Source organism: Pseudomonas sp. YH-1, assembly GCF_051990045.1.
Classification (GTDB): Bacteria; Pseudomonadota; Gammaproteobacteria; order Pseudomonadales; family Pseudomonadaceae; genus Pseudomonas; species Pseudomonas nicosulfuronedens.
Map to the genome: position 1 here is coordinate 153,296 of NZ_CP178184.1, position 19,747 is coordinate 173,042.

General features: G+C 66.7%; 25 protein-coding genes. 17 read left to right on the forward strand and 8 right to left on the reverse strand.

The features are described 5' to 3' along the window. Positions 1–5: 5 nt before the first annotated feature. Complete coding sequence (locus ACKI1H_RS00700; RefSeq protein ID WP_440467380.1) at positions 6–1,073, reverse strand: LLM class flavin-dependent oxidoreductase; 1,068 nt, start codon at positions 1,071–1,073, stop codon at positions 6–8. Between the two features lie 329 nt (positions 1,074–1,402). Continuing rightward, entirely contained in the window at positions 1,403–2,299 is an 897-nt protein-coding gene (locus ACKI1H_RS00705; RefSeq protein WP_440467381.1) for a LysR family transcriptional regulator, read from the reverse strand. 113 nt (positions 2,300–2,412) lie between these two features. On the opposite strand from ACKI1H_RS00705, the gene ACKI1H_RS00710 reads away from it, so the two are divergent. Then, entirely contained in the window at positions 2,413–3,018 is a 606-nt protein-coding gene (locus ACKI1H_RS00710; protein ID WP_440467382.1) for a 3-mercaptopropionate dioxygenase, read from the forward strand. Then, complete coding sequence (locus tag ACKI1H_RS00715) at positions 3,015–4,598, forward strand: rhodanese-related sulfurtransferase (RefSeq protein ID WP_440467383.1); 1,584 nt, start codon at positions 3,015–3,017, stop codon at positions 4,596–4,598. Before ACKI1H_RS00710 ends, ACKI1H_RS00715 begins: the two co-directional genes overlap by 4 nt. Before the next feature lie 65 nt (positions 4,599–4,663). On the opposite strand, the gene yedA is transcribed toward ACKI1H_RS00715, so the two are convergent. Beyond that, positions 4,664–5,551 carry a drug/metabolite exporter YedA gene (yedA, locus tag ACKI1H_RS00720; protein WP_440468806.1) on the reverse strand — a complete coding sequence of 296 codons (888 nt, stop codon included), beginning with the start codon at positions 5,549–5,551 and terminating at the stop codon, positions 4,664–4,666. 165 nt (positions 5,552–5,716) lie between these two features. Here yedA and ACKI1H_RS00725 point away from each other — a divergent pair, with 165 nt between their 5' ends. After that, the gene (locus ACKI1H_RS00725) at positions 5,717–6,163 is read left to right on the forward strand and encodes an Lrp/AsnC family transcriptional regulator (RefSeq protein ID WP_138524638.1); all 447 of its coding nucleotides are present in this window, start codon (positions 5,717–5,719) and stop codon (positions 6,161–6,163) included. Between the two features lie 232 nt (positions 6,164–6,395). On the opposite strand, the gene ACKI1H_RS00730 is transcribed toward ACKI1H_RS00725, so the two are convergent. Further along, positions 6,396–7,673 carry an acetyl-CoA C-acetyltransferase gene (locus ACKI1H_RS00730; RefSeq protein ID WP_440467384.1) on the reverse strand — a complete coding sequence of 426 codons (1,278 nt, stop codon included), beginning with the start codon at positions 7,671–7,673 and terminating at the stop codon, positions 6,396–6,398. A 168-nt stretch (positions 7,674–7,841) separates the two neighbouring features. Between ACKI1H_RS00730 and ACKI1H_RS00735 the strand changes: the two genes are divergently transcribed. Further along, positions 7,842–9,197 (forward strand): 3-oxoacyl-ACP reductase, encoded by a 1,356-nt coding sequence (locus tag ACKI1H_RS00735; protein WP_138524642.1) that lies wholly within the window; start codon positions 7,842–7,844, stop codon positions 9,195–9,197. A gap of 154 nt (positions 9,198–9,351) precedes the next feature. Here the strand turns inward: ACKI1H_RS00735 and ACKI1H_RS00740 are convergent, their stop codons facing one another. After that, positions 9,352–9,756, reverse strand: a complete 405-nt coding sequence (locus ACKI1H_RS00740) for an EF-hand domain-containing protein (protein WP_138524644.1) — start codon at positions 9,754–9,756, stop codon at positions 9,352–9,354. A 64-nt stretch (positions 9,757–9,820) separates the two neighbouring features. Next, entirely contained in the window at positions 9,821–10,828 is a 1,008-nt protein-coding gene (locus tag ACKI1H_RS00745; protein ID WP_440467385.1) for an AraC family transcriptional regulator, read from the reverse strand. Between the two features lie 205 nt (positions 10,829–11,033). Between ACKI1H_RS00745 and ACKI1H_RS00750 the strand changes: the two genes are divergently transcribed. The 4 genes from ACKI1H_RS00750 to ACKI1H_RS00765 are packed head-to-tail and all read left to right on the forward strand — an operon-like array spanning position 11,034 to position 13,672. After that, positions 11,034–11,891, forward strand: a complete 858-nt coding sequence (locus tag ACKI1H_RS00750; protein ID WP_138524648.1) for a MaoC family dehydratase — start codon at positions 11,034–11,036, stop codon at positions 11,889–11,891. A 46-nt stretch (positions 11,892–11,937) separates the two neighbouring features. Then, complete coding sequence (locus tag ACKI1H_RS00755) at positions 11,938–12,255, forward strand: nucleotide pyrophosphohydrolase (protein WP_017520638.1); 318 nt, start codon at positions 11,938–11,940, stop codon at positions 12,253–12,255. Further along, the gene (locus ACKI1H_RS00760; RefSeq protein WP_138524650.1) at positions 12,252–13,022 is read left to right on the forward strand and encodes a methyltransferase domain-containing protein; all 771 of its coding nucleotides are present in this window, start codon (positions 12,252–12,254) and stop codon (positions 13,020–13,022) included. Before ACKI1H_RS00755 ends, ACKI1H_RS00760 begins: the two co-directional genes overlap by 4 nt. 53 nt (positions 13,023–13,075) lie before the next feature. Then, positions 13,076–13,672, forward strand: a complete 597-nt coding sequence (locus tag ACKI1H_RS00765) for a DUF4136 domain-containing protein (protein WP_440467386.1) — start codon at positions 13,076–13,078, stop codon at positions 13,670–13,672. Here ACKI1H_RS00765 and ACKI1H_RS00770 read toward each other — a convergent pair. Next, positions 13,657–14,583 carry a glycerophosphodiester phosphodiesterase family protein gene (locus tag ACKI1H_RS00770; RefSeq protein ID WP_440467387.1) on the reverse strand — a complete coding sequence of 309 codons (927 nt, stop codon included), beginning with the start codon at positions 14,581–14,583 and terminating at the stop codon, positions 13,657–13,659. The two genes, ACKI1H_RS00765 and ACKI1H_RS00770, sit on opposite strands and share 16 nt — an antisense overlap. Before the next feature lie 132 nt (positions 14,584–14,715). Here ACKI1H_RS00770 and ACKI1H_RS00775 point away from each other — a divergent pair, with 132 nt between their 5' ends. The 5 genes from ACKI1H_RS00775 to ACKI1H_RS00795 are packed head-to-tail and all read left to right on the forward strand — an operon-like array spanning position 14,716 to position 17,307. Beyond that, positions 14,716–15,288 (forward strand): DUF4136 domain-containing protein, encoded by a 573-nt coding sequence (locus ACKI1H_RS00775; RefSeq protein WP_138524654.1) that lies wholly within the window; start codon positions 14,716–14,718, stop codon positions 15,286–15,288. 25 nt (positions 15,289–15,313) lie between these two features. Then, positions 15,314–15,808, forward strand: coding sequence for an N-acetyltransferase family protein (locus ACKI1H_RS00780; RefSeq protein WP_440467388.1), 495 nt, complete (start codon positions 15,314–15,316; stop codon positions 15,806–15,808). After that, positions 15,795–16,169: a DsrE family protein gene (locus ACKI1H_RS00785; RefSeq protein WP_138524658.1), complete on the forward strand. Its 375-nt coding sequence runs from the start codon at positions 15,795–15,797 to the stop codon at positions 16,167–16,169. Before ACKI1H_RS00780 ends, ACKI1H_RS00785 begins: the two co-directional genes overlap by 14 nt. Next, positions 16,145–16,627, forward strand: coding sequence for a glycine cleavage system protein H (locus ACKI1H_RS00790; protein WP_440468807.1), 483 nt, complete (start codon positions 16,145–16,147; stop codon positions 16,625–16,627). Before ACKI1H_RS00785 ends, ACKI1H_RS00790 begins: the two co-directional genes overlap by 25 nt. Next, entirely contained in the window at positions 16,624–17,307 is a 684-nt protein-coding gene (locus tag ACKI1H_RS00795; protein ID WP_440467389.1) for a M15 family metallopeptidase, read from the forward strand. Before ACKI1H_RS00790 ends, ACKI1H_RS00795 begins: the two co-directional genes overlap by 4 nt. 33 nt (positions 17,308–17,340) lie before the next feature. Here the strand turns inward: ACKI1H_RS00795 and ACKI1H_RS00800 are convergent, their stop codons facing one another. Beyond that, positions 17,341–17,829 carry a hypothetical protein gene (locus tag ACKI1H_RS00800; RefSeq protein WP_138524664.1) on the reverse strand — a complete coding sequence of 163 codons (489 nt, stop codon included), beginning with the start codon at positions 17,827–17,829 and terminating at the stop codon, positions 17,341–17,343. Between the two features lie 178 nt (positions 17,830–18,007). Between ACKI1H_RS00800 and ACKI1H_RS00805 the strand changes: the two genes are divergently transcribed. The 4 genes from ACKI1H_RS00805 to ACKI1H_RS00820 all read left to right on the forward strand — a co-directional run bounded on the left by ACKI1H_RS00805 (position 18,008) and on the right by ACKI1H_RS00820 (position 19,745). Then, positions 18,008–18,439, forward strand: a complete 432-nt coding sequence (locus ACKI1H_RS00805) for an anti-virulence regulator CigR family protein (RefSeq protein WP_138524666.1) — start codon at positions 18,008–18,010, stop codon at positions 18,437–18,439. Positions 18,440–18,548: 109 nt separating this feature from the next. Next, positions 18,549–19,181, forward strand: a complete 633-nt coding sequence (locus tag ACKI1H_RS00810; protein ID WP_138524668.1) for a GrpB family protein — start codon at positions 18,549–18,551, stop codon at positions 19,179–19,181. A gap of 55 nt (positions 19,182–19,236) precedes the next feature. After that, positions 19,237–19,440: a hypothetical protein gene (locus ACKI1H_RS00815; RefSeq protein WP_017520627.1), complete on the forward strand. Its 204-nt coding sequence runs from the start codon at positions 19,237–19,239 to the stop codon at positions 19,438–19,440. A gap of 83 nt (positions 19,441–19,523) precedes the next feature. Beyond that, complete coding sequence (locus ACKI1H_RS00820; RefSeq protein WP_440467390.1) at positions 19,524–19,745, forward strand: DUF6434 domain-containing protein; 222 nt, start codon at positions 19,524–19,526, stop codon at positions 19,743–19,745. The last annotated feature ends 2 nt before the right edge of the window (positions 19,746–19,747 follow it).

Genomic DNA, 19,747 nt, shown 5'->3' on the forward strand with positions numbered 1-19,747 from the left:
GCTCCTCAACCGGCATGCCGTAGTTGCGGCAGGCGGGCGATATGGTCATGGATGGCGGGAATCAGGCCCTGGCCGTAGCGCACGGCATCGCCGAGCGGATCGAAGCCACGGATCAGGAAGGTGGAAACGCCCAGGCGGTAGTACTCGCCCAACGCGGCGGCAACCTGTTCGTGAGTGCCGACCAGGGCCGTGGAGTTCCAGCGCGCGCCGGTCAGCCGGGCCACGCCAGTCCACAGGCGGGTATCGAGCACCTCGCCCTGCTGCGCGGCGGCCAGCAGGCGCTGCGAGCCGACGTTCTCCGGTTGATGGTCATTGAGCGGCAGGCCCAGGCGGGTACGGTTCTCGCGGACCTGTTCGAGCACCTCGGCAGCGCGCTTCCAGGCCGCCTCCTCGGTGTCCGCGACGATCGGCCGGAACGACACCGAGAAGCGCGGATCGCGCCCCTGGGCATTGGCCGCGGCGCGCACGCGGCGGATGTGCCCGTCAACGGCAGCCAGTGGCTCGCCCCAGAGCATGTAGGTGTCGGCGTGCTTCGCCGCGACCTCGATGGCAGCCTCGGAGGAGCCGCTGAAGTAGATCGGGATATGGGGTTTCTGCTGCGGTCGCACGGCCGGCGAAGCCCCCTGGAAGCGATAGAACTCGCCGTCGAAATCCACCGGGCCGCTGGCGGTCCAGATGTCCCGCAGGGCCTGCAGGTATTCATCGGTACGGGCGTAGCGGCGGTCGTGGTCGAGGTAGTCGCCGTCGCGGGCGAGGTCTTCATCGTTGCCGCCGCTGACCACGTTGAGGGCCAGGCGGCCTTCGCTGAACTGGTCGAGGGTAGCGAGCTGGCGCGCGGCCAGGGGCGGGGCGATCACGCCCGGCCGATAGGCCAGCAGGATGCCCAGCCGGCGCGTTGCGGCGGCGACGAAAGAACTGACCACCGCACCCTCGGCGGCATTGCTGAAATAGCCCACCAGCACGCGGTCGAAGCCGGCGTCCTCATGGGCCTGGGCGAAGCGCCGGACGAACCCGGCATCCACCGCCTCCCCCAGCGGCTGGTCCACCTCGGAACTCGGGGTGGCGGTGATCATGCCGAGAATTTCCACGCTCACTGTGTTGCCCTCGCCTGGGCCGCTGCATAAGGTCGGCGGCTTTCGTTATAAGAAAAACATCGGATTCGACGTTGTTCTTAGAAGCTATAGGCAAGCACTTCATGATGGAAATTCATTTTTGTCATATCCTAATATGCTAATTGCGCATATTCAGGCGTGACCAAGTTGCGCGGCGTGCTTCCGCCTTTCGCAGGATCGGGGGGACGCCTATCCCTTGCTCACAAACAGGCCGATACGCGCACATCCGTTGGTGACGGAGTGCAGCGGTTCGCGAGCAAGCTCGCTCCTAGAGGGTCGAAACCGGGGGCTCAACCCGTCGCAATGTCCAGTCCATCGGCCACCGCATGGCCGAACAGACGCGCCGGCGCTTCGAGATTGCCCAGCAGGCGCGGGCGCACCAGCCAGAGCTGGATCAGTGGCTGGAAGTCCTCCAGTTGCAGCACCCGCAGCTGCTCGCGGTAGCGGCTGCGCGCCAGGGCCGGCGCCGGCACCAGGCCCAGCCCACGGCCTTCGGCCACCAGCCCGAGCTGCAACTCACTGCCAAAGGTTTCCAGGTTCAGTTGCAGGCCCAGGCCCTGGTCGGCCAGGGCGCGCTGCAGCCCGGCGCGGAAGCCGCAGCCGTCGGGATTGAGGACCCAGCCATGCTGATGGCAATCGACCAGGCGGTGCGCCTGCACTTCGCTGTCACGGGCAACCACCACGCAGAGTTCGATACGCCCCAGCGCAGTGGCGCCCAGGTCATCGGGGAAAACCTTGCTCGGCGGGAACAGCACCACCGCCGCATCCAGTTCAGCGTTCTCCAGGCGCGCCAGCAGATGACTGCCCCAGCCACTGCTGACCTGCGCCCGCAGCTCCGGATACTCGTCCGCCAGCCGCCGCAAGGCCTCCAGCAGCACCACCTCGCCGATGCTCTGCGGCACACCCAGGCGCAGCACGCCGCTGGGTGCGGTGTCGCTGGCCACCAGCTCGCGCAGCCCGTCCACCTCCCGCAACACTCGGCGGCACTGCTCGAACACCTTCAGGCCCGCAGCAGTGGGCTTGAGTGGCTTGGTATTGCGGTCCAGCAACTCGACCCCGAGGGATTCCTCCAGGCTCTGCACCCGCCGGGTAATAGCCGACTGGGTCAACCCCAGGCTTTCGGCAGCCTGGCTGAGGGAGGCGTTGCGGATCACCGCGACGAAGGCATCGATGTCGTCGATCTTCATGGGGCTGGTACCAATTGCATTTCTCGCATATTAGCTTAGATTCAAAATGCATTTCAGGAATAAAAAAGCGTTTGCTACCGTAGCGCCAGAACCTTCCGGAGTGAATACCCCGCATGTCAGCTCCCCTGCGCCTCGACCGCCTGCGCCAGTTCATCGGCAATCTCGCGGCCCTGATCGACACCACCCCCGACGAGGCTGCACTCCTCACCGGGGCACGCCCGCTGCTGGCCGAGCTGGTCCGCCATGACGACTGGTTGCCCGAGGACTACGCCCGCCCCGACGCGCAGCGCTACCAGCAATACCTGCTGCACGCCGACTCACGGCAGCGCTTCTCCGTGGTCAGCTTCGTCTGGGGCCCGGGCCAGCGCACACCGGTGCATGACCACCGCGTCTGGGGTCTGATCGGCATGCTGCGTGGCGCCGAGTACTCTCAGCCCTTCGCCTTCGCCGCCGACGGCAGCCTGCGGCCTGCCGGGGAGCCGCAGCGCCTGGAGCCGGGCGAAGTGGAAGCGGTGTCGCCGCGCATCGGCGACATCCACCAGGTGAGCAACGCCTTCGCCGACCGATCCTCCATCAGCATCCACGTCTACGGCGCCAACATCGGCGCGGTCCGGCGTGCCGTCTTCAGCGCCGAAGGTGAAGAAAAGCCCTTCATCTCCGGCTATTCCAACAGTCAGTTGCCCAATATCTGGGACCTGTCGAAAGAGAACAACGCATGAGCCAGATCGCCCGCCGCCGCTTCCACGACATCCGTGCCGCCCTCCTCGCCCGCGAGGAGCTGGCGCTTCTGGACGTGCGCGAGGAAGACCCCTTCGCCCAGGAACACCCGCTGTTCGCCGCCAACGTGCCGCTGTCCAAGCTCGAGCTGGAGATCTACGCCCGTGTGCCGCGCCGCGATACCTCGATCACCGTCTATGACGACGGCGAAGGTCTGGCCCAGGTCGCCGCGCAGCGCCTGCTGGACCTGGGCTACAGCGACGTCGCCCTGCTCGACGGCGGACTGGCCGGCTGGCGTGACGCCGGTGGCGAACTGTTCAAGGACGTCAATGTGCCGAGCAAGTCCTTCGGCGAACTGGTGGAGGCTGAGCGTCACACCCCGTCGCTCGCTGCGGAGGAAGTAAAGGCCCTGCTCGATACCCAGGCCGACGTGGTAGTGCTCGATGCCCGCCGCTTCGACGAATACCAGACCATGAGCATTCCCGGCGGCGTCAGCGTCCCGGGTGCCGAGCTGGTGTTGCGTGTCGCCGAGCTGGCGCCGAACCCTGCCACCCGCGTGATCGTCAACTGCGCCGGGCGCACCCGCAGCATCATCGGCACCCAGTCGCTGGTGAATGCCGGTATCCCCAACCCGGTGTCGGCGCTGCGCAACGGCACCATCGGCTGGACCCTCGCCGGCCAGCAGCTGGAGCACGGCCAGGCACGGCGCTTCGCCGAGGTCTCCGCGACCACCCGCGAATCCGCGGCTCAGCGAGCCCGCGCCGTGGCTGATCGTGCTCAGGTCGCACGGATCGATCTCACCGGCCTGCGCCAATGGCAGGCCGAGGCTGCGCGCACCACCTACCTGTTCGATGTACGCACCCCGGAAGAATACGAAGCCGGCCACCTGCCGGGTTCGCGTTCTACTCCCGGCGGCCAGCTGGTGCAGGAGACAGACCACGTCGCCAGTGTGCGTGGCGCCCGCCTGGTGCTGGTGGATGACGACGGCGTGCGCGCCAACATGAGCGCCTCCTGGCTGGCCCAGATGGGCTGGCAGGTGGCCGTGCTGGACGGGCTGTCCGCCAGCGACTTCAGCGAAACAGGCGCGTGGAATGCACCACTGCCGGCCAGGCCGCAAGCCGAGGCCATCAGCCCGCAGACCCTCGCCGACTGGCTGCGCGAACCGGGCACCGCCGTGCTCGACTTCACCGCCAGCGCCAACTACGTGAAACGCCACATCCCCGGTGCTGCCTGGGCCCTGCGCAGTCAGTTGAAACAAGCGCTGGCGCAACTGGGCGATGCCCAGCGCTACGTGCTCACCTGCGGCAGCAGCCTGCTGGCGCGCTTCGCCGTGGCCGAAGTGGAAGCCCTCGGCGGCAAGCCGGTGTTCCTGCTCGACGGAGGCACCGGCGCCTGGGTCGCCGCCGGCCTGCCCACCGAGGAAGGAGAAAGCCTGCTGGCCGCACCGCGCATCGACCGCTACCGCCGCCCCTACGAAGGCACCGACAACCCGCGCGAAGCCATGCAGGGCTATCTGGATTGGGAGTTCGGACTGGTGGAACAACTGGGCCGCGACGGCACCCACGGCTTCTTCGTGATCTGACCCGAGCCGGAAATGACAGCGCCCGCCAACAGTCTCCTGTAGGCGGGCGCTTTTCCTTCAGCCGATCAGGTCGCGGCTCCGCGTCGCCACTGCGGCAGGCCGATCAGTACCACCGCACTGATGATCACCGCCATCGCCAGGGATTCCGCCAGGCCGATGTGCTCGCCGGCGAACACCACGCCGAGCATCACCGCCACCGCCGGGTTGACGTAGGCATAGCTGGTTGCCGCCGCCGGGCGCACATTTGCCAGCAGGTACATGTAGGCGCTGAAGGCGATGATCGAGCCGAACACCACCAGGTAGGCCAGAGCGCCCCAGCCGGCGGCCGTGGGCATCTGCTCCAGGCGCTCGCCGCTGAGGAAGCTGCCCAGCAGCAGGACACCGCCGCCCACCAGCATCTCCACCGCGCTGGCCATGGCGCCGCCAGGCAGGTCCAGGCGCCGACTCCACACCGAACCGAAGGCCCAGGTCGCCGCCGCAAAGATAATCAGCGCTGCCCCCGCCGGACTGCCCTGCAGGTTCGACCCCAGGTTGAGCAGCACGATGCCGAACAGGCCCAGGGCGATGCCGGCCCACTCCAGCGCGTTGGTGCGGTTGCCGAAGAAGCGCCCGAACACCAGGGTGAACAGCGGCACGGTCGCCACCGCCAGCGCCGCCACACCCGAGGCCACGCCCCAGTGCTCGGCCACCGTCACCCCGCCATTGCCGCAGCTGAGCAGGAGGATGCCGATGGCGCCCGCCGACAGGCACTGCCTGAGCGTCGGCAACGGTGCGCCGCGCGAGAGCATCCAGATGAACAGGATCGCCCCGGCGATGATGAAGCGGCAGCCGGCCATCAGCATCGGCGGCCAGGATTCGACGCCGATGCGGATCACCAGGTAGGTCGAGCCCCAGATGAAGTAGAGGGCGAAGAACGCAGCAATCAGGGTCAGTGAGACGCGGGCTCTGGGCATGGGCATCGTGGTCATGGGTGGGGCTCGACAAGGCAGGCAAGGCGCTTCATTTTATGCAGGTCAACCGCCCCGGATAAGGCACAGACAACGCCATTACAGGCATAACACTTTTCATTCGATGGATTTTCTTAGGCCTTGCCGTCGAATCAAAACCGGAGTCGATTCATGGACAAGTACGACCGCGCGTTGCTCGCCGCCCTGCTGGAAGACGGCCGCCTGTCCTTCGCCGAACTGGCCCGACGCATCAACCTCTCCCCTCCCGCCGTTGCCGACCGCGTGGCGCGCCTGGAGGCCGACGGGGTCATCACCGGCTACCACGCCAGCGTAGACCTGTCGAAAATGGGGCGCTCGATCCAGTGCCTGATCGAGTTGCGGCTGAACGACCACCGCAGCAAGACCATGCTCGACCCGCTGCTGGAAATCCCGCAGATCATCGACTGCTACCGCATCACCGGCGAAGCCTGCGTGATGCTCAAGGTAGCGGTCAGCTGCACCCAGGAGCTGGAGGAGTTGATCGACCGGCTGGCCCAGTTCGGCACCAGCAAGACTTCGCTGGTGCTTTCCACGCCCTTCTCGAGGCGTGTGCATCCGGGGATGTTGCAGGGTGGTTGAAGGGCGTATCTAGAAGGAAATTGCAGCGCGTCGCTCTCGTAGGATGGGTGGAGCTTGCGATACCCAACAGCAGCTACTGACTGCCTTCGATGGGTATCGCTTCGCTCCACGCCATCCTACAAACGCCCGATCGTCATGCAGAAAAAAAGGCGGCGCCGCTCGCGCGGTGCCGCCTGAAGTCACGGAGTTGCTACATCGCGGAACCGAAATGCATCGGTCCCGCTGTATTGGATTACCGTTCGATGATCGCGGTCACACCTTGACCGCCTGCCGCACACACCGAGATCAATCCACGCCCCTTGCCGGCAACGTCCAGCAGCTTGGCCAGGTTGGCGACAATGCGCCCGCCAGTGGCGGCGAACGGATGGCCGGCGGCCAGCGAGCTGCCTTTCACATTGAGCTTGCTGCGGTCGATGGAGCCCAGCGGTGCGTCGAGGCCGAGGCGGGTCTTGCAGTAGTCCGCGTCCTCCCATGCCTTGAGGGTGCAGAGCACCTGGGCGGCGAAGGCTTCGTGGATCTCGTAGAAGTCGAAGTCCTGCAGGGTCAGGCCGTTGCGCGCCAGCAGGCGCGGCACCGCGTAGACCGGCGCCATCAGCAGGCCTTCGTGGCCGCCGACGAAATCCACCGCCGCCGCTTCGCCATCCTTGAAATACGCCAGGATCGGAAGACCGCGCTCCTTCGCCCATTCTTCGCTGGCCAGCAGCACCACCGAAGCGCCGTCGGTCAGCGGCGTGGAGTTGGCGGCCGTCAGGGTGCCGCGCGGCCCCTTCTCGAACACCGGCTTGAGGGTGCCGATCTTCTCCAGGTTGATATCCGGGCGCAGGTTCTGGTCGCGCACCAGGCCACGGAACGGCGTCATCAGGTCGTTCTGCCAGCCCTCGTCATAGGCGGCGGCCAGCTTGTGGTGGCTCTCGTAGGCCAGCTTGTCCTGCTCGTCGCGCGGGATAGCCCAGGTCTGCGCCATCAGCTCGCAGTGCTCGCCCATCGACAGCCCGGTGCGCGGCTCACCATTCTTCGGGATGTGCGGCATCAGATGGCGCGGGCGGATCTTCAGCAGGCTCCTGATCTTCTCGCCGTTGGATTTGCCGCGGTTGGCTTCCAGGAGGATCTTGCGCAGCCCTTCGTTGACCCCAATGGGCGCATCGGAGGTGGTGTCCACGCCGCCGGCGATGCCGCAGTCGATCTGCCCGAGGGCGATCTTGTTGGCCACCAGGATCGCTGCTTCCAGGCCGGTGCCGCAGGCTTGCTGGATGTCGTAGGCCGGGGTTTCCGGCGCCAGGCGCGTGCCCAGCACGCACTCGCGGGTCAGGTTGAAGTCGCGCGAATGCTTGAGCACAGCGCCGGCGACAACCTCGCCCAGGCGTTCGCCGTGCAGCTTGTAGCGCTCGATCAGCCCGTCCAGCGCGGAGGTCAGCATCTCCTGGTTGCTCGCCGTGGCGTACACGGTATTGGAGCGGGCGAAGGGAATACGGTTGCCGCCGACGATGGCGACCCGGCGCAATTGGGTCATGCAGAGCTCCTGGGTGGATGAGCGTTAAAGTGCGCTCAAGGCTAACCTTAGCCGCTTGTGTCGCATTGGCCGCCCCGCCGTTGCGCAGGTCAGCGCGGTCAATTGCGCCGAACCCGCCGCTGCGTAGAGTGGTCAGCACTTTAGAGACCTTGTGCAGGAGCCCGTTCCATGACCGATCGCTACATCGCCTTCGCCAACTCCAACGTCGGCCGCCGCCTGGTCGGAGCCCTCGGCCTGCCCGCGCCGGTCCGCCTGGAGCGCTGGAGCGCCGGGCGCACGCGGCCGGTGGACGGAGCGCTGCTGCTCGGTGGCGAGGGCAACCTGAACGAGGCAGTGCTGCCGTTCGCCGAGCGCCTGACCGACGCAGTGTTCTCCTTCAGCGAAGGCCAGTACGGCCTGCCGCGCTGGACCGCCGAGCATGGGCCGAAGCTCAAGGCCATCGTCTTCGACGCCAGCGGCCTGAGCCGTTTCGAGCAGACCCTCGAGCTGCGCACCTTCTTCCAGGGCGCCCTCAAGGGCCTGGATAAATGCCCACACGTGGTGATCCTCGGCCGCGCGCCGGAGTCCGTGAAAGACCCCATCGCCGCCAGCGTGCAGCGCAGCCTGGAAGGCTTCAGCCGTTCCCTGGGCAAGGAAATCCGCCGCGGCGGTAACGTGCAACTGGTCTACGTCGGCAAGGGCGCCGAGGACCAGCTCGAAGGCGCGCTGCGTTTCTTCCTCTCGCCCAAGAGCGCCTATGTGTCCGGGCAGGTCGTGCGCCTGTCCGCCTACGACAAGCAGGTGCAGGACTGGAGCCGTCCGCTGGTGGGCAAGCGCGCGCTGGTGACCGGCGCCGCCCGTGGCATCGGCGCGGCCATCGCCGAGACCCTCGCCCGTGACGGCGCCGAAGTGGTGCTGCTGGATGTGCCGCCAGCCAAGGAAGCCCTGGATGCGCTGGCCGCGCGCCTGGGTGGACGTGGCGTGGCGCTGGACATCTGCGCCGCCGATGCCGGTGCGCAACTGGTCGAGGCGCTACCCGATGGCGTCGACATCGTGGTGCATAACGCCGGCATCACCCGCGACAAGACGGTCGCCAAGATGAGCGAGGCGTTCTGGACCTCGGTCATCGACGTCAACCTGAAAGCCCCGCAAGTGCTGACCCAGGCGCTACTGGACGCCGGCAAGCTGCACGACGACGGCCGGGTGGTGCTGCTCGCCTCCATCAGCGGTATCGCCGGCAACATGGGCCAGACCAACTATGCGGTGAGCAAGGCCGGCCTGATCGGTCTGGCGCAGGCCTGGGCGCCGGCGCTGGGCAAGAAGGGCATCAGCATCAATGCGGTGGCGCCGGGCTTCATCGAGACGCAGATGACCGCCGCCATCCCGCTGACCATCCGCGAAGCCGGCCGGCGCATGAACTCCATGGGCCAGGGCGGCCTGCCGCAGGACGTCGCCGAGACCGTGGCCTGGTTCGCCCAGCCGGGTTCGGGCGCAGTGAGCGGACAGGTACTGCGGGTCTGCGGGCAGAGCCTGCTGGGCGCCTGATCGGTTCCAATCGACTCCATCTGTAGGATGGCGTGGAGCAAAGCGATACCCATCAATCCCTGCGGCAGCATGGGTATCGCTTAGGCTCCTCCCATCCTACGAACTGGAACTTCCCTGTAGTAGCGCCCCACGGGCATGGCCCACCGCTAAAGGATCAGCTTCGCGCCGCGATCAGCTCGCGAAACTCCTCCGCGCTCACCCGGTGATCGCCATTGCGGTCGGCGCGCACGATCAGCGCCGGCTCCTGGGTCAGGAATTCCGCTTGGCTGACCTTGCCGTCACCGTCCTGGTCCGGCCACGCGATGGCGTTGGGCGAGACCTGCACGCTGGGATTGGGCGGGGTCACTTCTTCGCGGGTGAGCAGGCCATCCTGGTTCCGGTCCAGCCGGTGGAACATGCGCACGCGCATGGCGGACAGGTCTTCGGCCTCGATGAAGCCGCTGCCATCGCGGTCCAGTCGGGAAAACGCCGTCTCGCCCATTTCGCCCGCCACGGCTTGCTGAGCGGTCAGCAGCAGGACGGTGGACAGCAGCAGGGTCTGGCGGATTCGGCTTTGCATCGGGCGTACCTTGGCGGAAATTGACCGGCAAAGCCTATCCAGAGGCGGACTCGAAACGGTTCGATCACTCCGCCGGCGGTTGCGGCCGGCCGCGGCGGCGGAACTCCACCGGGGTCTCGCCGACCCAGCGCTTGAAGGCACGGTAGAAGGTACTCGGCTCGGAGAAGCCGGTGCGTTCGACGATGACCTCGATGCGCTCGTCGGTCTTGAGCAGCAGCTCCTTGGCCAGGCGGCAACGGTAGTCGGTGACCAGGTCGTTGAAGCGCACCCCGGCCATGGCCAGGCGCTCGCGCAAACGGCGGGCCGGCATGTCGAGACGGGCCGCGACCTGCTCCAGCGTCGCGCCGCCATCCACCAGCAACACGCCGATCAACTCGCGCACCTTGCGCACCAGGTCCAGGCGCTCCACCTCCGCCAGCTGCCGGCGCGCCAGGGACTCGTGCATGCGCAGCAGTTCCGGCGCGGCGTGGCGCGAGGGTTTGTCCAGCACCTGGGCATCGAACACCAGCGCATAGCGCTCGGCGCCCAGCACCGCAGGGCAGCCATAAACCTCTCGGTAACGCGCGGCGGGCGCGCCTTCCTCGTGCATCAGCTGCACTTCATGGGGCTTGAAGTCGCCCTCGGTGAGCGCGTGGAACAGGCGCACCACCGCACCGGCGAGCATCTCGGGGAAATGCCGATTGGTCCCGGCAGTATGGCCGAGCAACAGCACGGCCTTCTCGCCCTCCACTTCCAGGCGGGCGTTGAGGGTGTCGGAGAGCAGGCGCACGTAACGCAGGGCGTGGCGCAAGCCTTCGCCAAAGGTGGCACTGGAAAGGAACAGGTACTCCAGCAGCAAGCCATGGAACGCGGGCAGATGGCCGGCCAGGTAGAGGCCGACGTGCTCTTCGCCACACTCTTCGGCGGCCGCTTTCCAGAACAGGTTCTGTGCGCTGTGGGGGAATCGTCCGGCAGGCAGGCTGCCGGCTGGCAGGCCGACGCGAGCCAGCACGCGGTCGGGGTCGGTACCGCTGGCGCGCAGGGCGTCGATCACCGGGCGCATCAGCGCCACATCGTCGGTCAGATCACGCATGGTGTTTTTTCTAGTTATCCATGGGGCGGGCCCATCTTAGGCAGCTTTCCCATCCCCCCTCAAGAGAATCAGGAAGCAGGTTGAGGGAAATATCCGGGCAATCGGACGGTCACATTGACTTGCCTGCCGCGCGCCGCGTTGCCACGGCCAATGCCCGCGCCTGAGCGGCGGCTAAGCTGACTGAATGCCCCTCAGGAGATACCCGATGCCCCGCGATTGGCTTGACCTGTCCGCCCCCCCCGCCCTCACCGGCCTGTTCGCCCGCGCCGCCGTGCGCCGCGGCGTGCGTGGCCGCAGCCTGCCGACACGCGGCCTGCGCTGCCCGGTCACGGTCGACCCGAAGCACCTGGAGCGCTACCGCAAGGTCTGCGGTTTTACCGACAACCACCTGTTGCCGCCGACGTATCCGCACATCCTCGCCTTCGGCCTGCAGATGGGCCTGCTCACCGACCCGAGCTTCCCCTTCCCGCTGCTGGGTCTGGTGCACCTGGAAAACCGTATCAGCGTGTTACGCCCACTGGGCGGCCTGGGGCCGTTCAACGTCAGCGTGCGAGTGCAGGACCTGCAACCCCACGAAAAGGGCGTGACCTTCAGCATCATCACCCAGCTGCACGACCAACTCGGGCTGCTCTGGGAAGGCGACAGCCGCATCCTGTTCCGCGGCATGCGCCTGGACGGCACACCGCCTGCACGCGAAGAAGTGGCCGAGTTGCCACTGGAGCAGATCGACGCCTGGAACTGCCCGGCGGACATCGGTCGGCGCTACGCCCGTGTGGCCGGTGACTACAACCCGATCCACCTGTCCGCCGCCAGCGCCAAGCTGTTCGGCTTCCCCCGCGCCATCGCCCACGGCCTGTGGAACAAGGCGCGCAGCCTGGCCGCCCTGGGCGAGCGCCTGCCGATGGCCGGCTATCGGGTCGACGTGCGCTTCCAGAAGCCGGTGCTGCTGCCGTCCCAGGTCAACCTGCTGGCCAGCGAGCCGGCGCCCTCCGGGCAGTTCAGCCTGCGCGGCAAGGACGACCTGCCACACATGGCCGGCAGCTGGAGCCCGCTGGACGTTTGACGCGCCAGGCTTGAAGCTATGGGGCTCACGTTGGAGCCCCATCTGCATGAACCTCGAAGCCATCACCGCGCGCCTGCACGCCATCCGCGACCACAACGACTGGAGTCGCTTCCACAGCCCGAAGAACCTGGCCATGGCGGCCAGCGTGGAAATGGCCGAGCTGGTGGAAATATTCCAGTGGCTGCGCGAAGACGAATCGCGCCAGCTGCCACCGGAGAAACTCGCCCACGCCGGGCAGGAAGTCGGTGACATCGTTCTTTACCTGCTGCTGATGTGCGCGGAACTGGGCATCGACATGGACCAGGCGGTGCTCGCCAAACTGGCCGACAGCGAACGGCGCTTCATCGAAGGAGGCGCCAAGTGAGCGATTCCCCGAAGACCGGCGACCGCCATTTCGACGAATTGGCCACGCGCTTCGCCGAGAAGATCTACGGCGGCGCCAAGGGCGCGATCCGCCTCGCGGTGCTCCAGGCCGACCTCGCCGAAGCCCTGCCCGACCGCCCGCTGCGCGTGCTGGATATCGGCGCGGGCCTGGGCCACATGTCGCTGTGGCTGGCCGGGCGCGGCCACGACGTCACCCTCGCCGAACCCGCTGCGCCCATGCTCGAAGGCGCACGCCAGCGCTTCGAGGAAGCCGGTCTTGCAGCCACCTTCATCGAGGCGCCCTGGCAGGACCTGCTCGGCCAGCTCAACGAACCCTATGACCTGGTGATCTGCCACGCCGTGCTGGAATGGCTGGCCGAGCCACTGGCGATCCTGCCGGTGCTGCACCAACTGACCCGTGCCGATGGCTGGCTGTCCCTGGCCTTCTACAACCGCGATGCGCTGATCTATCGCAACCTGCTCAAGGGCCATTTCCGCAAACTGCGCAAGAATCGCTTCTCCGGCGAGGGCCAGAGCTTGACCCCGCAGGAACCGCTCGATCCGCGCGTCCTCGAAGATGCCATGGCCGGCCACTGGAACATCGAGGCGCGCAGCGGCGTGCGGGTATTCCACGACTACATGCCGGTGGAGTTCCAGCACAAGGCCGAACCGCTGGACCTGGTGGAGATGGAACTGCAATACCGTCGCCACCCCGCCTTCGCCGGTCTCGGCCGCTACCTGCACTGGCTGTGCCGGCCGCAGGATTAGGTGCATAGTTGCCACTGCGCACGCCCGTTGAAGTGAGCGTGCGGGAGTCCGTCATGCCGCGCTACCTGTTGATCCTGCCGCTGTTCGCCGCCCTGGCCGCGTGCCAGAGCCCGAATCCCTACAGCAATACTTCGCTGCCGATCCCACCCGCCCCCGCGCAGGCTGCCAACCCGGGACTCGATCCTGGCAGCTACCCCGCGCCGCCGCTGGACTACGGCCAGTATCGTTCGTGGAGCTGGGCCAACGGTGCCAGTTTCGGCGGCCCCTTGCAGGACGCCGTCAGCGAAGCCCTCGACCAGCGCGGCCTGCGCCCGGCACGCTCGAATACCCCGGCAGACCTGACCGTCAGTGCACAGCTCTCCAGCGAACAGCGCACACGACAAACCACTGATTACTACAACGGCGGCTACTACGGTGGCTACAGCCGCTGGAACGATCCCTGGTACGGCGGCTACGGCGCGTCCTACCCGGTCACTCGAACCTACGTCGTCACCGTCAGCGTGGTGCACATCACCCTGTTCGACGCGCGCAATAACCAGCAGGTCTGGAGCGGCAGCGCCGAGTATGAGGGCGGCAGCAACCAGAGCGACCAGGCCCGTGCGCTGCGCGAGGCCACGCGCAAGGCCATGGACGGTTACCCGCCGGGCTGAACCTCGGCGCGCCGGTAGGCAGGCACGCTCGCGGGCGAATCCACCATCACGGCGTCCGCGCCCAGCTCGTGAGCCGCACCATAGGCCTGCGCCGAGTTTATGCCGAACATCACCACCTTCGTCGCTGGGGCGCGTCGCACACAGGCCATCGCCTGAGGCGTCCACAGTCGCGCGGGCTTGACCTGGTAGGACGACGACCCAAGGGTGAACTGCTCCGTCACCGTCAAGTCGCGCTCCAACTCGATGCCCATCCAGGTTCCGGCAGCCGGCGGCGAACAGCGGCCGGCCAGCGCCAGATCGACCAGCCGGTTGCGCGTGGCATCACGGCTCTCGAAACGCTGCGCCCGGTCCGCGTAGTGCTGCGCCAGGTAATCGCTGGCATCACGCTCGGTGGAGTAGAAACGCACCCGCGACCATGCCTGCTGCTGATCCAGCGTGCGGGCAACTGCATCAATGACATTGCCCACCGGTTGCGCCTTGATATCGAGGAACAGCGGAACCGACGGAGGAACGCTCCGCAGTGCCTCGGCCAGTGTCGGGATCGCCTGCGGCTGCGCACGGTACGGGTAGTCGCCCGCCGCATCCTTGAACTGATAGCCCGCATTCACCGTACGCAACTGTTCCAGCGACTTCGTGCCCACGGCGCCCTGGGCATCGGTCAATGCCGAGAGGTCCGCCGGTCGATACAGCACGGCGACACCATCGGCGGAAACCTGCACCGACAACCACAGCACATCGCTCTGGTTGGCCAGCGCCTTGCGGATCGCCAGCAACGTGTTCTCCGGAGCGTCCGCCGTGCCGGCGCGATGCGCTACCACGGCGGGGGCAGGCAACGATGACCGCACGCCCTCGACACTGCATCCCGCGAGCAGGGCCAGGCTCACCATGGTCCCGGGCAGCCACTGTTTCATACCCATCTCTCCCCCTTGATCGAGCGTCGACTCTAGCAAGCGGAAGCACCGCGCCAGACGCCGAACATTCCCCGCTTGCCATTCCGTCTGCCTTGCGCTTGGATGGAATTCTCTGACAGGAGTATTGCGACCATGATCCGCCGTTTGCTGTCCCGTTCACTGTTCCTGGGCTTGGTCCTCGGCCTCGCCGCCTGCGAAACCACCAGCGTCAGCCGCGACTACGACACGACCCGCGATTTCTCCCGCTACCTGACCTGGAGTTGGGCGCAGCCGGCATTCGAGTACCGCCCGGACGACCCACGCATCAAGAGCGACCTCACCGAACAACGCATCAGCGACGCGGTGGCCGACGAGTTCGACCAGCGCGGCCTGCGCCAGGCGCAGGGCGGCAACAGCGGCGACGTGAAGCTGCGCGCCTACCTGATCGTCGACCAGCGCCAGGACCAGGTCACCACCTACACCGGCGGCTACTGGGGCGGTTACTGGGGAGGCTACTGGGGTCCGCCGCCCATGGCCGAAACCCGCAGCGTGACCTACAAGGTCGCCACCATTCAGGTCGACATGTTCGACGGCAAGGACGGCAAGCTGGTCTGGCGCGGCAGCGGCGAGCAGATCATGCGCAGCAGCCCGCCAACGCCCGCCGAGCGCGAAGCGGCGATCCGCGAGACGGTGAAGAAAATCATCGCCCAGTACCCGCCGCACTGACCGTCCCCCAGACGCCGGAGACCGCGTGAACCAACCCACCCTGCAACACCGCCCCGCCCTCGCCGACGACCTCGGCGAGCTGGTGGGTTTTCCCCAGGACGCCGACGAACTCTTCTACTGCTACCCCAAGGCCAGTTGGCCGCTGACCATCGGCCAGCTGGCCGCCGCCATGGCAGAACGACGCGGCAGTACGGTAGCTTTGCTCGACGGCCGCCTCGCCGGCTTCGCCAACTTCTACCAGTGGCAACCCAGCGAGTTCTGCGCGCTGGGCAACATGATGGTCGCACCCTGGGCGCGGCGGCATGGCGTGGCGCAGTACCTGATCGAGGTCATGGAGAATCTCGCCCGCGACCAGTACAAGGCGCAGGTCATGAAAGTGTCCTGCTTCAACGCCAACGCCGCCGGCCTGCTGCTTTACGCACGCCTGGGCTACAAGCCGCAGGGCATCGTCGAGCGCGCCGACCCGCAGGGCCGGCGCATCGCCCTGGTCCAACTGGAGAAAGCCCTTGTCCACGCCTGAGCCTCAACGGGTGCTGATCATCGTCAGCAGCGGCCCGAGCACCCCGGCGCGCTGCGCCGCGCCCTTCTACACCGCCACGCTGCTGGCGTGCATGGACGCGAAGGTCACCCTGTTCCTCAGCGGCGAAGGCACGCGTCTGGCCTTCCAGGACATCGCCGACAATCTCTACGCTGCCGAAGATGGCGAGCCCATCAGCCACTTCATCCAGCAGGCCAAGGAAGCCGGCGCACGCCTGCTGATGTGCCGCGCGCCGGGCGTGGCCATCGACGAAAGCCGGCTGATCGAGGAAGTCGACGAGATCGCCAGCGGCGGCGAGCTGGCGCGCATGATCCTCGAATACGACCGGGTGCTGACGCTGTGAAGCTGCACGGCCTGGAGTTCCCCGACGATCTGCTCTACGCCCCCGACTACAACCTCTGGTTGCGCGAAGAACAAGGCGGCGTCGTCACACTCGGGCTCACTGCCTACGGCTGTGCGGTCTACGGGCAGATATTCGCCTTCACCCCCAAGCGCGACGGCTGGCACATCGACTGCGATCGCAGCTTCGGCGTGGTGGAGTTCGCCAAGGCTGCATCGTCTGCGCGCAGCCCGCTGGACGGCACCGTTCTCGCCAGCAACGAAGCCGTGGTGCGTCGGCCGGGGCTGATCAACCAGGACTGCTACGGCGAAGGCTGGATGGTGCGCCTGAAGCCCGATGACTGGGCCGCCGTCCGTGGCCGCTTCCTGCAGGGCGAAGCCGCGCTGGAGGCCTTCGCCCAACGCATGCATCTGGACAACTTCGATCCCGACGACGACGGGGTTCAGGCCCTGCGCCCATGAGCCGGGCAGGCCTGGGCCTCGCGCTGCTGCTCGGCCTGCTGACCAGCCCGGCGCTGCGCGCCGACCAGCCGACGCAGGACGGCTTCGTCTATCTCGATCAGGTGCTGAAGTCCGCGCGCTATGAGGTGCGCTACGCCGGTGCCGATAACTTCGTCGGCGAGCCCATCGACGGCTACCAGAAGGCGCGGATCATCCTCACCCGCGAAGCCGCCGTCGCATTGGCAGCGGTCGAAAAGGACGTCGCCCTGAGCGGGCTGGCGCTGAAATTCTTCGATGGCTATCGCCCGCAGCGCGCCGTGGATGAATTCCGCCGCTGGGCGGCCGACCCGCAGGACATCCGGCAGAAGGCCCGCTACTACCCGGACCTGGACAAACCCGCACTGTTCCGCGACGGCTACATCGCCAAGCACTCCGGGCATTCGCGCGGCAGCACGGTGGATCTCACCCTGGTGGACTCAGCGACTGGGAAGGAGTTGGACATGGGCAGCCCGTTCGACTTCTTCGGGCCCATCTCCCATCACGGCACTGCGCAGGTCAGCGTGCAGCAGACGCGCAACCGCGAAACCCTGCGCCAGGCCATGCTGCGGCATGGCTTCGAACCCTACGGTGCCGAGTGGTGGCACTACACCTTGAAAGCCGAGCCCTATCCCGAGACTTATTTCGACTTTCCGGTGCAGTAAAACCGTCGCGGCCGTCCCTGGCCGCGGGATGGATCAGTCGTCGTTCTTCGTCGAGTTGTCGCCGGCGTTGTCCAGGCCCTTGGTGTTGTGGGTGCCCGGAGTCGTGCCGGAAATCGCCGTCGCCTTGGACAGGCCACGGGTGTCCTTGGAATGCGCCACCGAAGAGGTCGTCTGGCCGTGGCCCTTGCTGTCGTTCTTCTCGCTGCCGTAGTGGTTGCCACTCAGGCCGTGATCGCGAGTGGCCTTGCCGGCGTGCTCGCCGCCATCGTTGGCGCCGTTGCTGTTGCTGCCGTGATTGCCACCGGCGCCACCCTTGCCACCACCATGGCTGCCGCCGTTACCACCAGCATTACCGCCGCCGTGGCCACCACCGTTACCACCGCCATTGCCGCCACCGTTACCACCGCCGCCGCCATTGCCCTTGGCATAGACCGAACCGATCGGCGAGAGGTCGGCGGGCAGCAAGGCTGTCGTGCCGAGTGCGAACGCACAGGCTACTGCAACAACCAGGGACTTTTTCATCTTGTAATCGCCTCCATGGGCGGGGGTTGAGATACCTCTATGACTCCGCTACAGACCCCGTGGTTCTTGGCCTTCCGACGAAATGCCAGCACGCGGGTGCCAGTTCTGGCGCTGCCATCACCGCGCCTCAGCGGCTACGCTTTGCAACACAGGACCCTCAACATGGAGCAGTACGGAAATGTCCAGACTCAAGCCTCTGCTATCGGCAATCCTCGGCCTCGCCCTGCTGGGCTCCAGCCCGCTGCTGCTGGCCGATCCAGGCAAGAACAAGGGCCATGGCAACAGCGGCCAGCACGGCAACCAGGGCCAGGGTGGTGGCAACAACTGGCAGGGTGGCGGCCCCAGCATCGATATCGGCGGTGTACAGGTCATCCTCAATGACAACCGCAGCTACTGGAACCCGGGTGCATCGCTGCCACCTGGCATCCAGAAGAACCTCGCGCGCGGCAAACCACTGCCACCGGGCATCGCCAAGAAGCTCGACGGCCGCCTCGTCGGGCGTCTCCCTCACTACGACGGCTACGAATGGCAACAGGCCGGCACCGACCTGCTACTGGTAACCATCGCCACCGGCGTCATCTACGAAGTGCTGCATAACGTGCTGGATTGATCCTCCCGAACCTGTAGGGGCTGGTCGCTCCTACAGGCTTTACCTGGAACTCCGCCCTTGCGATTCTCCTCAAACCTTGCCCCCATCGCCTTGCCGCTGGAGTTCCCGCATGCCCCCTCAAGCCCCCGAATTCGACGGCCAGCGTTGGAGCAACGCCGACGAAGACCGTGTCGAAGTCGTGACCGCCGATCCCCGCTGGCCGCAGCGTTTTGCTGAAGAAGCCGACGCCATCGCCCAGGCAGCCGACCTACCCGGCCTGGGCATCGAACACATCGGCAGCACCGCCGTGCCGGGGCTGGACGCCAAGCCGATCATCGACATCCTCCTGCTGCCGCCGCCTGGCAGCGACCCGCACCACCTGATCGAACCTCTGCAGGGCCTGGGCTACCAGTACTGGGCCGAAAACCCCGACACTTCGCGGATGTTCTTCGTCAAAGGCATGCCGCCGCTGGGCAGCGGGCGCACCCACCACGTCCACGTCATGGGCCTGAACGAAGCCTCGCGCCGTCTGCTGTTTCGCGATTGGCTGCGCACCCACCCCGAAGACGCCCGGCTATACGCGCAGGTGAAACACGAAATGGCCCGGCGCTTCCCCACCGACCGCGACGCCTACACCGAGGGCAAGGACGAGGTGGTCGCGCAGATACTGGGGCGCGCGCTCAACCCACCGGAGCACCACCGCGACAGCTCAGGGGATGCACCCCAAGGTGGAGAAATCCAGGGCCCGGGCTGCCCGCGTTAATCCGCCGTTAATCCACCCGGCAGAAGCTCGGGGCTCACTCCCAGGAGGAAGTCCCATGCTCAAACTCTCCGTGGTCACCTTCGCCTGCGTCACCCTGGTCGGCTGTGCCGATGCCCCGCACTACAACCACTTCGGCGCCATCGAATCGCCTGTGCGCGAATCCTTCGGCGAAGACAACCTCGAACGCCAGCCCACCCGCGTGCGCCTGCAAAGCGACGATTACTCCGCGCAGCAACAGCGGATGATGTGGGGCCAGTGACGCCGCTCCCCCTCGGCAGACCGCGCCAGCGGCTGCCGATTGCGTTATAACGGGCGCTCCACCACGCCACAGGAATGGATGCCATGGCCTTCGACTGGCACAGCGACCCGATCACCCGGCAAACCCCGCTGGATGCCCACTACCGCAACACCCAGAACGTCCGCCGCTTCATGACCCAGCATTGCGGTGACGGCTTCCACTTCGACCGCGCCTTCATGGCCTGGGTACGCAGCGGTGCGCCGGCGAACATGGGGGCGGTGGTGGATGAGTGGAAGCGCCGCACCATGGACCATAGAAAGGCGTAGTG

Excerpts from the sequence above, each read along its gene's own strand:
- ACKI1H_RS00700 (WP_440467380.1), bottom strand. The coding sequence starts at position 1,073 with ATGATCACCGCCACCCCGAGTTCCGAGGTGGACCAGCCGCTGGGGGAG.
- ACKI1H_RS00705 (WP_440467381.1), bottom strand. The coding sequence starts at position 2,299 with ATGAAGATCGACGACATCGATGCCTTCGTCGCGGTGATCCGCAACGCC.
- ACKI1H_RS00710 (WP_440467382.1), top strand. The coding sequence starts at position 2,413 with ATGTCAGCTCCCCTGCGCCTCGACCGCCTGCGCCAGTTCATCGGCAAT.
- ACKI1H_RS00715 (WP_440467383.1), top strand. The coding sequence starts at position 3,015 with ATGAGCCAGATCGCCCGCCGCCGCTTCCACGACATCCGTGCCGCCCTC.
- yedA (WP_440468806.1), bottom strand. The coding sequence starts at position 5,551 with ATGCCCAGAGCCCGCGTCTCACTGACCCTGATTGCTGCGTTCTTCGCC.
- ACKI1H_RS00725 (WP_138524638.1), top strand. The coding sequence starts at position 5,717 with ATGGACAAGTACGACCGCGCGTTGCTCGCCGCCCTGCTGGAAGACGGC.
- ACKI1H_RS00730 (WP_440467384.1), bottom strand. The coding sequence starts at position 7,673 with ATGACCCAATTGCGCCGGGTCGCCATCGTCGGCGGCAACCGTATTCCC.
- ACKI1H_RS00735 (WP_138524642.1), top strand. The coding sequence starts at position 7,842 with ATGACCGATCGCTACATCGCCTTCGCCAACTCCAACGTCGGCCGCCGC.
- ACKI1H_RS00740 (WP_138524644.1), bottom strand. The coding sequence starts at position 9,756 with ATGCAAAGCCGAATCCGCCAGACCCTGCTGCTGTCCACCGTCCTGCTG.
- ACKI1H_RS00745 (WP_440467385.1), bottom strand. The coding sequence starts at position 10,828 with ATGCGTGATCTGACCGACGATGTGGCGCTGATGCGCCCGGTGATCGAC.
- ACKI1H_RS00750 (WP_138524648.1), top strand. The coding sequence starts at position 11,034 with ATGCCCCGCGATTGGCTTGACCTGTCCGCCCCCCCCGCCCTCACCGGC.
- ACKI1H_RS00755 (WP_017520638.1), top strand. The coding sequence starts at position 11,938 with ATGAACCTCGAAGCCATCACCGCGCGCCTGCACGCCATCCGCGACCAC.
- ACKI1H_RS00765 (WP_440467386.1), top strand. The coding sequence starts at position 13,076 with ATGCCGCGCTACCTGTTGATCCTGCCGCTGTTCGCCGCCCTGGCCGCG.
- ACKI1H_RS00770 (WP_440467387.1), bottom strand. The coding sequence starts at position 14,583 with ATGAAACAGTGGCTGCCCGGGACCATGGTGAGCCTGGCCCTGCTCGCG.
- ACKI1H_RS00775 (WP_138524654.1), top strand. The coding sequence starts at position 14,716 with ATGATCCGCCGTTTGCTGTCCCGTTCACTGTTCCTGGGCTTGGTCCTC.
- ACKI1H_RS00795 (WP_440467389.1), top strand. The coding sequence starts at position 16,624 with ATGAGCCGGGCAGGCCTGGGCCTCGCGCTGCTGCTCGGCCTGCTGACC.
- ACKI1H_RS00800 (WP_138524664.1), bottom strand. The coding sequence starts at position 17,829 with ATGAAAAAGTCCCTGGTTGTTGCAGTAGCCTGTGCGTTCGCACTCGGC.
- ACKI1H_RS00805 (WP_138524666.1), top strand. The coding sequence starts at position 18,008 with ATGTCCAGACTCAAGCCTCTGCTATCGGCAATCCTCGGCCTCGCCCTG.
- ACKI1H_RS00810 (WP_138524668.1), top strand. The coding sequence starts at position 18,549 with ATGCCCCCTCAAGCCCCCGAATTCGACGGCCAGCGTTGGAGCAACGCC.
- ACKI1H_RS00815 (WP_017520627.1), top strand. The coding sequence starts at position 19,237 with ATGCTCAAACTCTCCGTGGTCACCTTCGCCTGCGTCACCCTGGTCGGC.
- ACKI1H_RS00820 (WP_440467390.1), top strand. The coding sequence starts at position 19,524 with ATGGCCTTCGACTGGCACAGCGACCCGATCACCCGGCAAACCCCGCTG.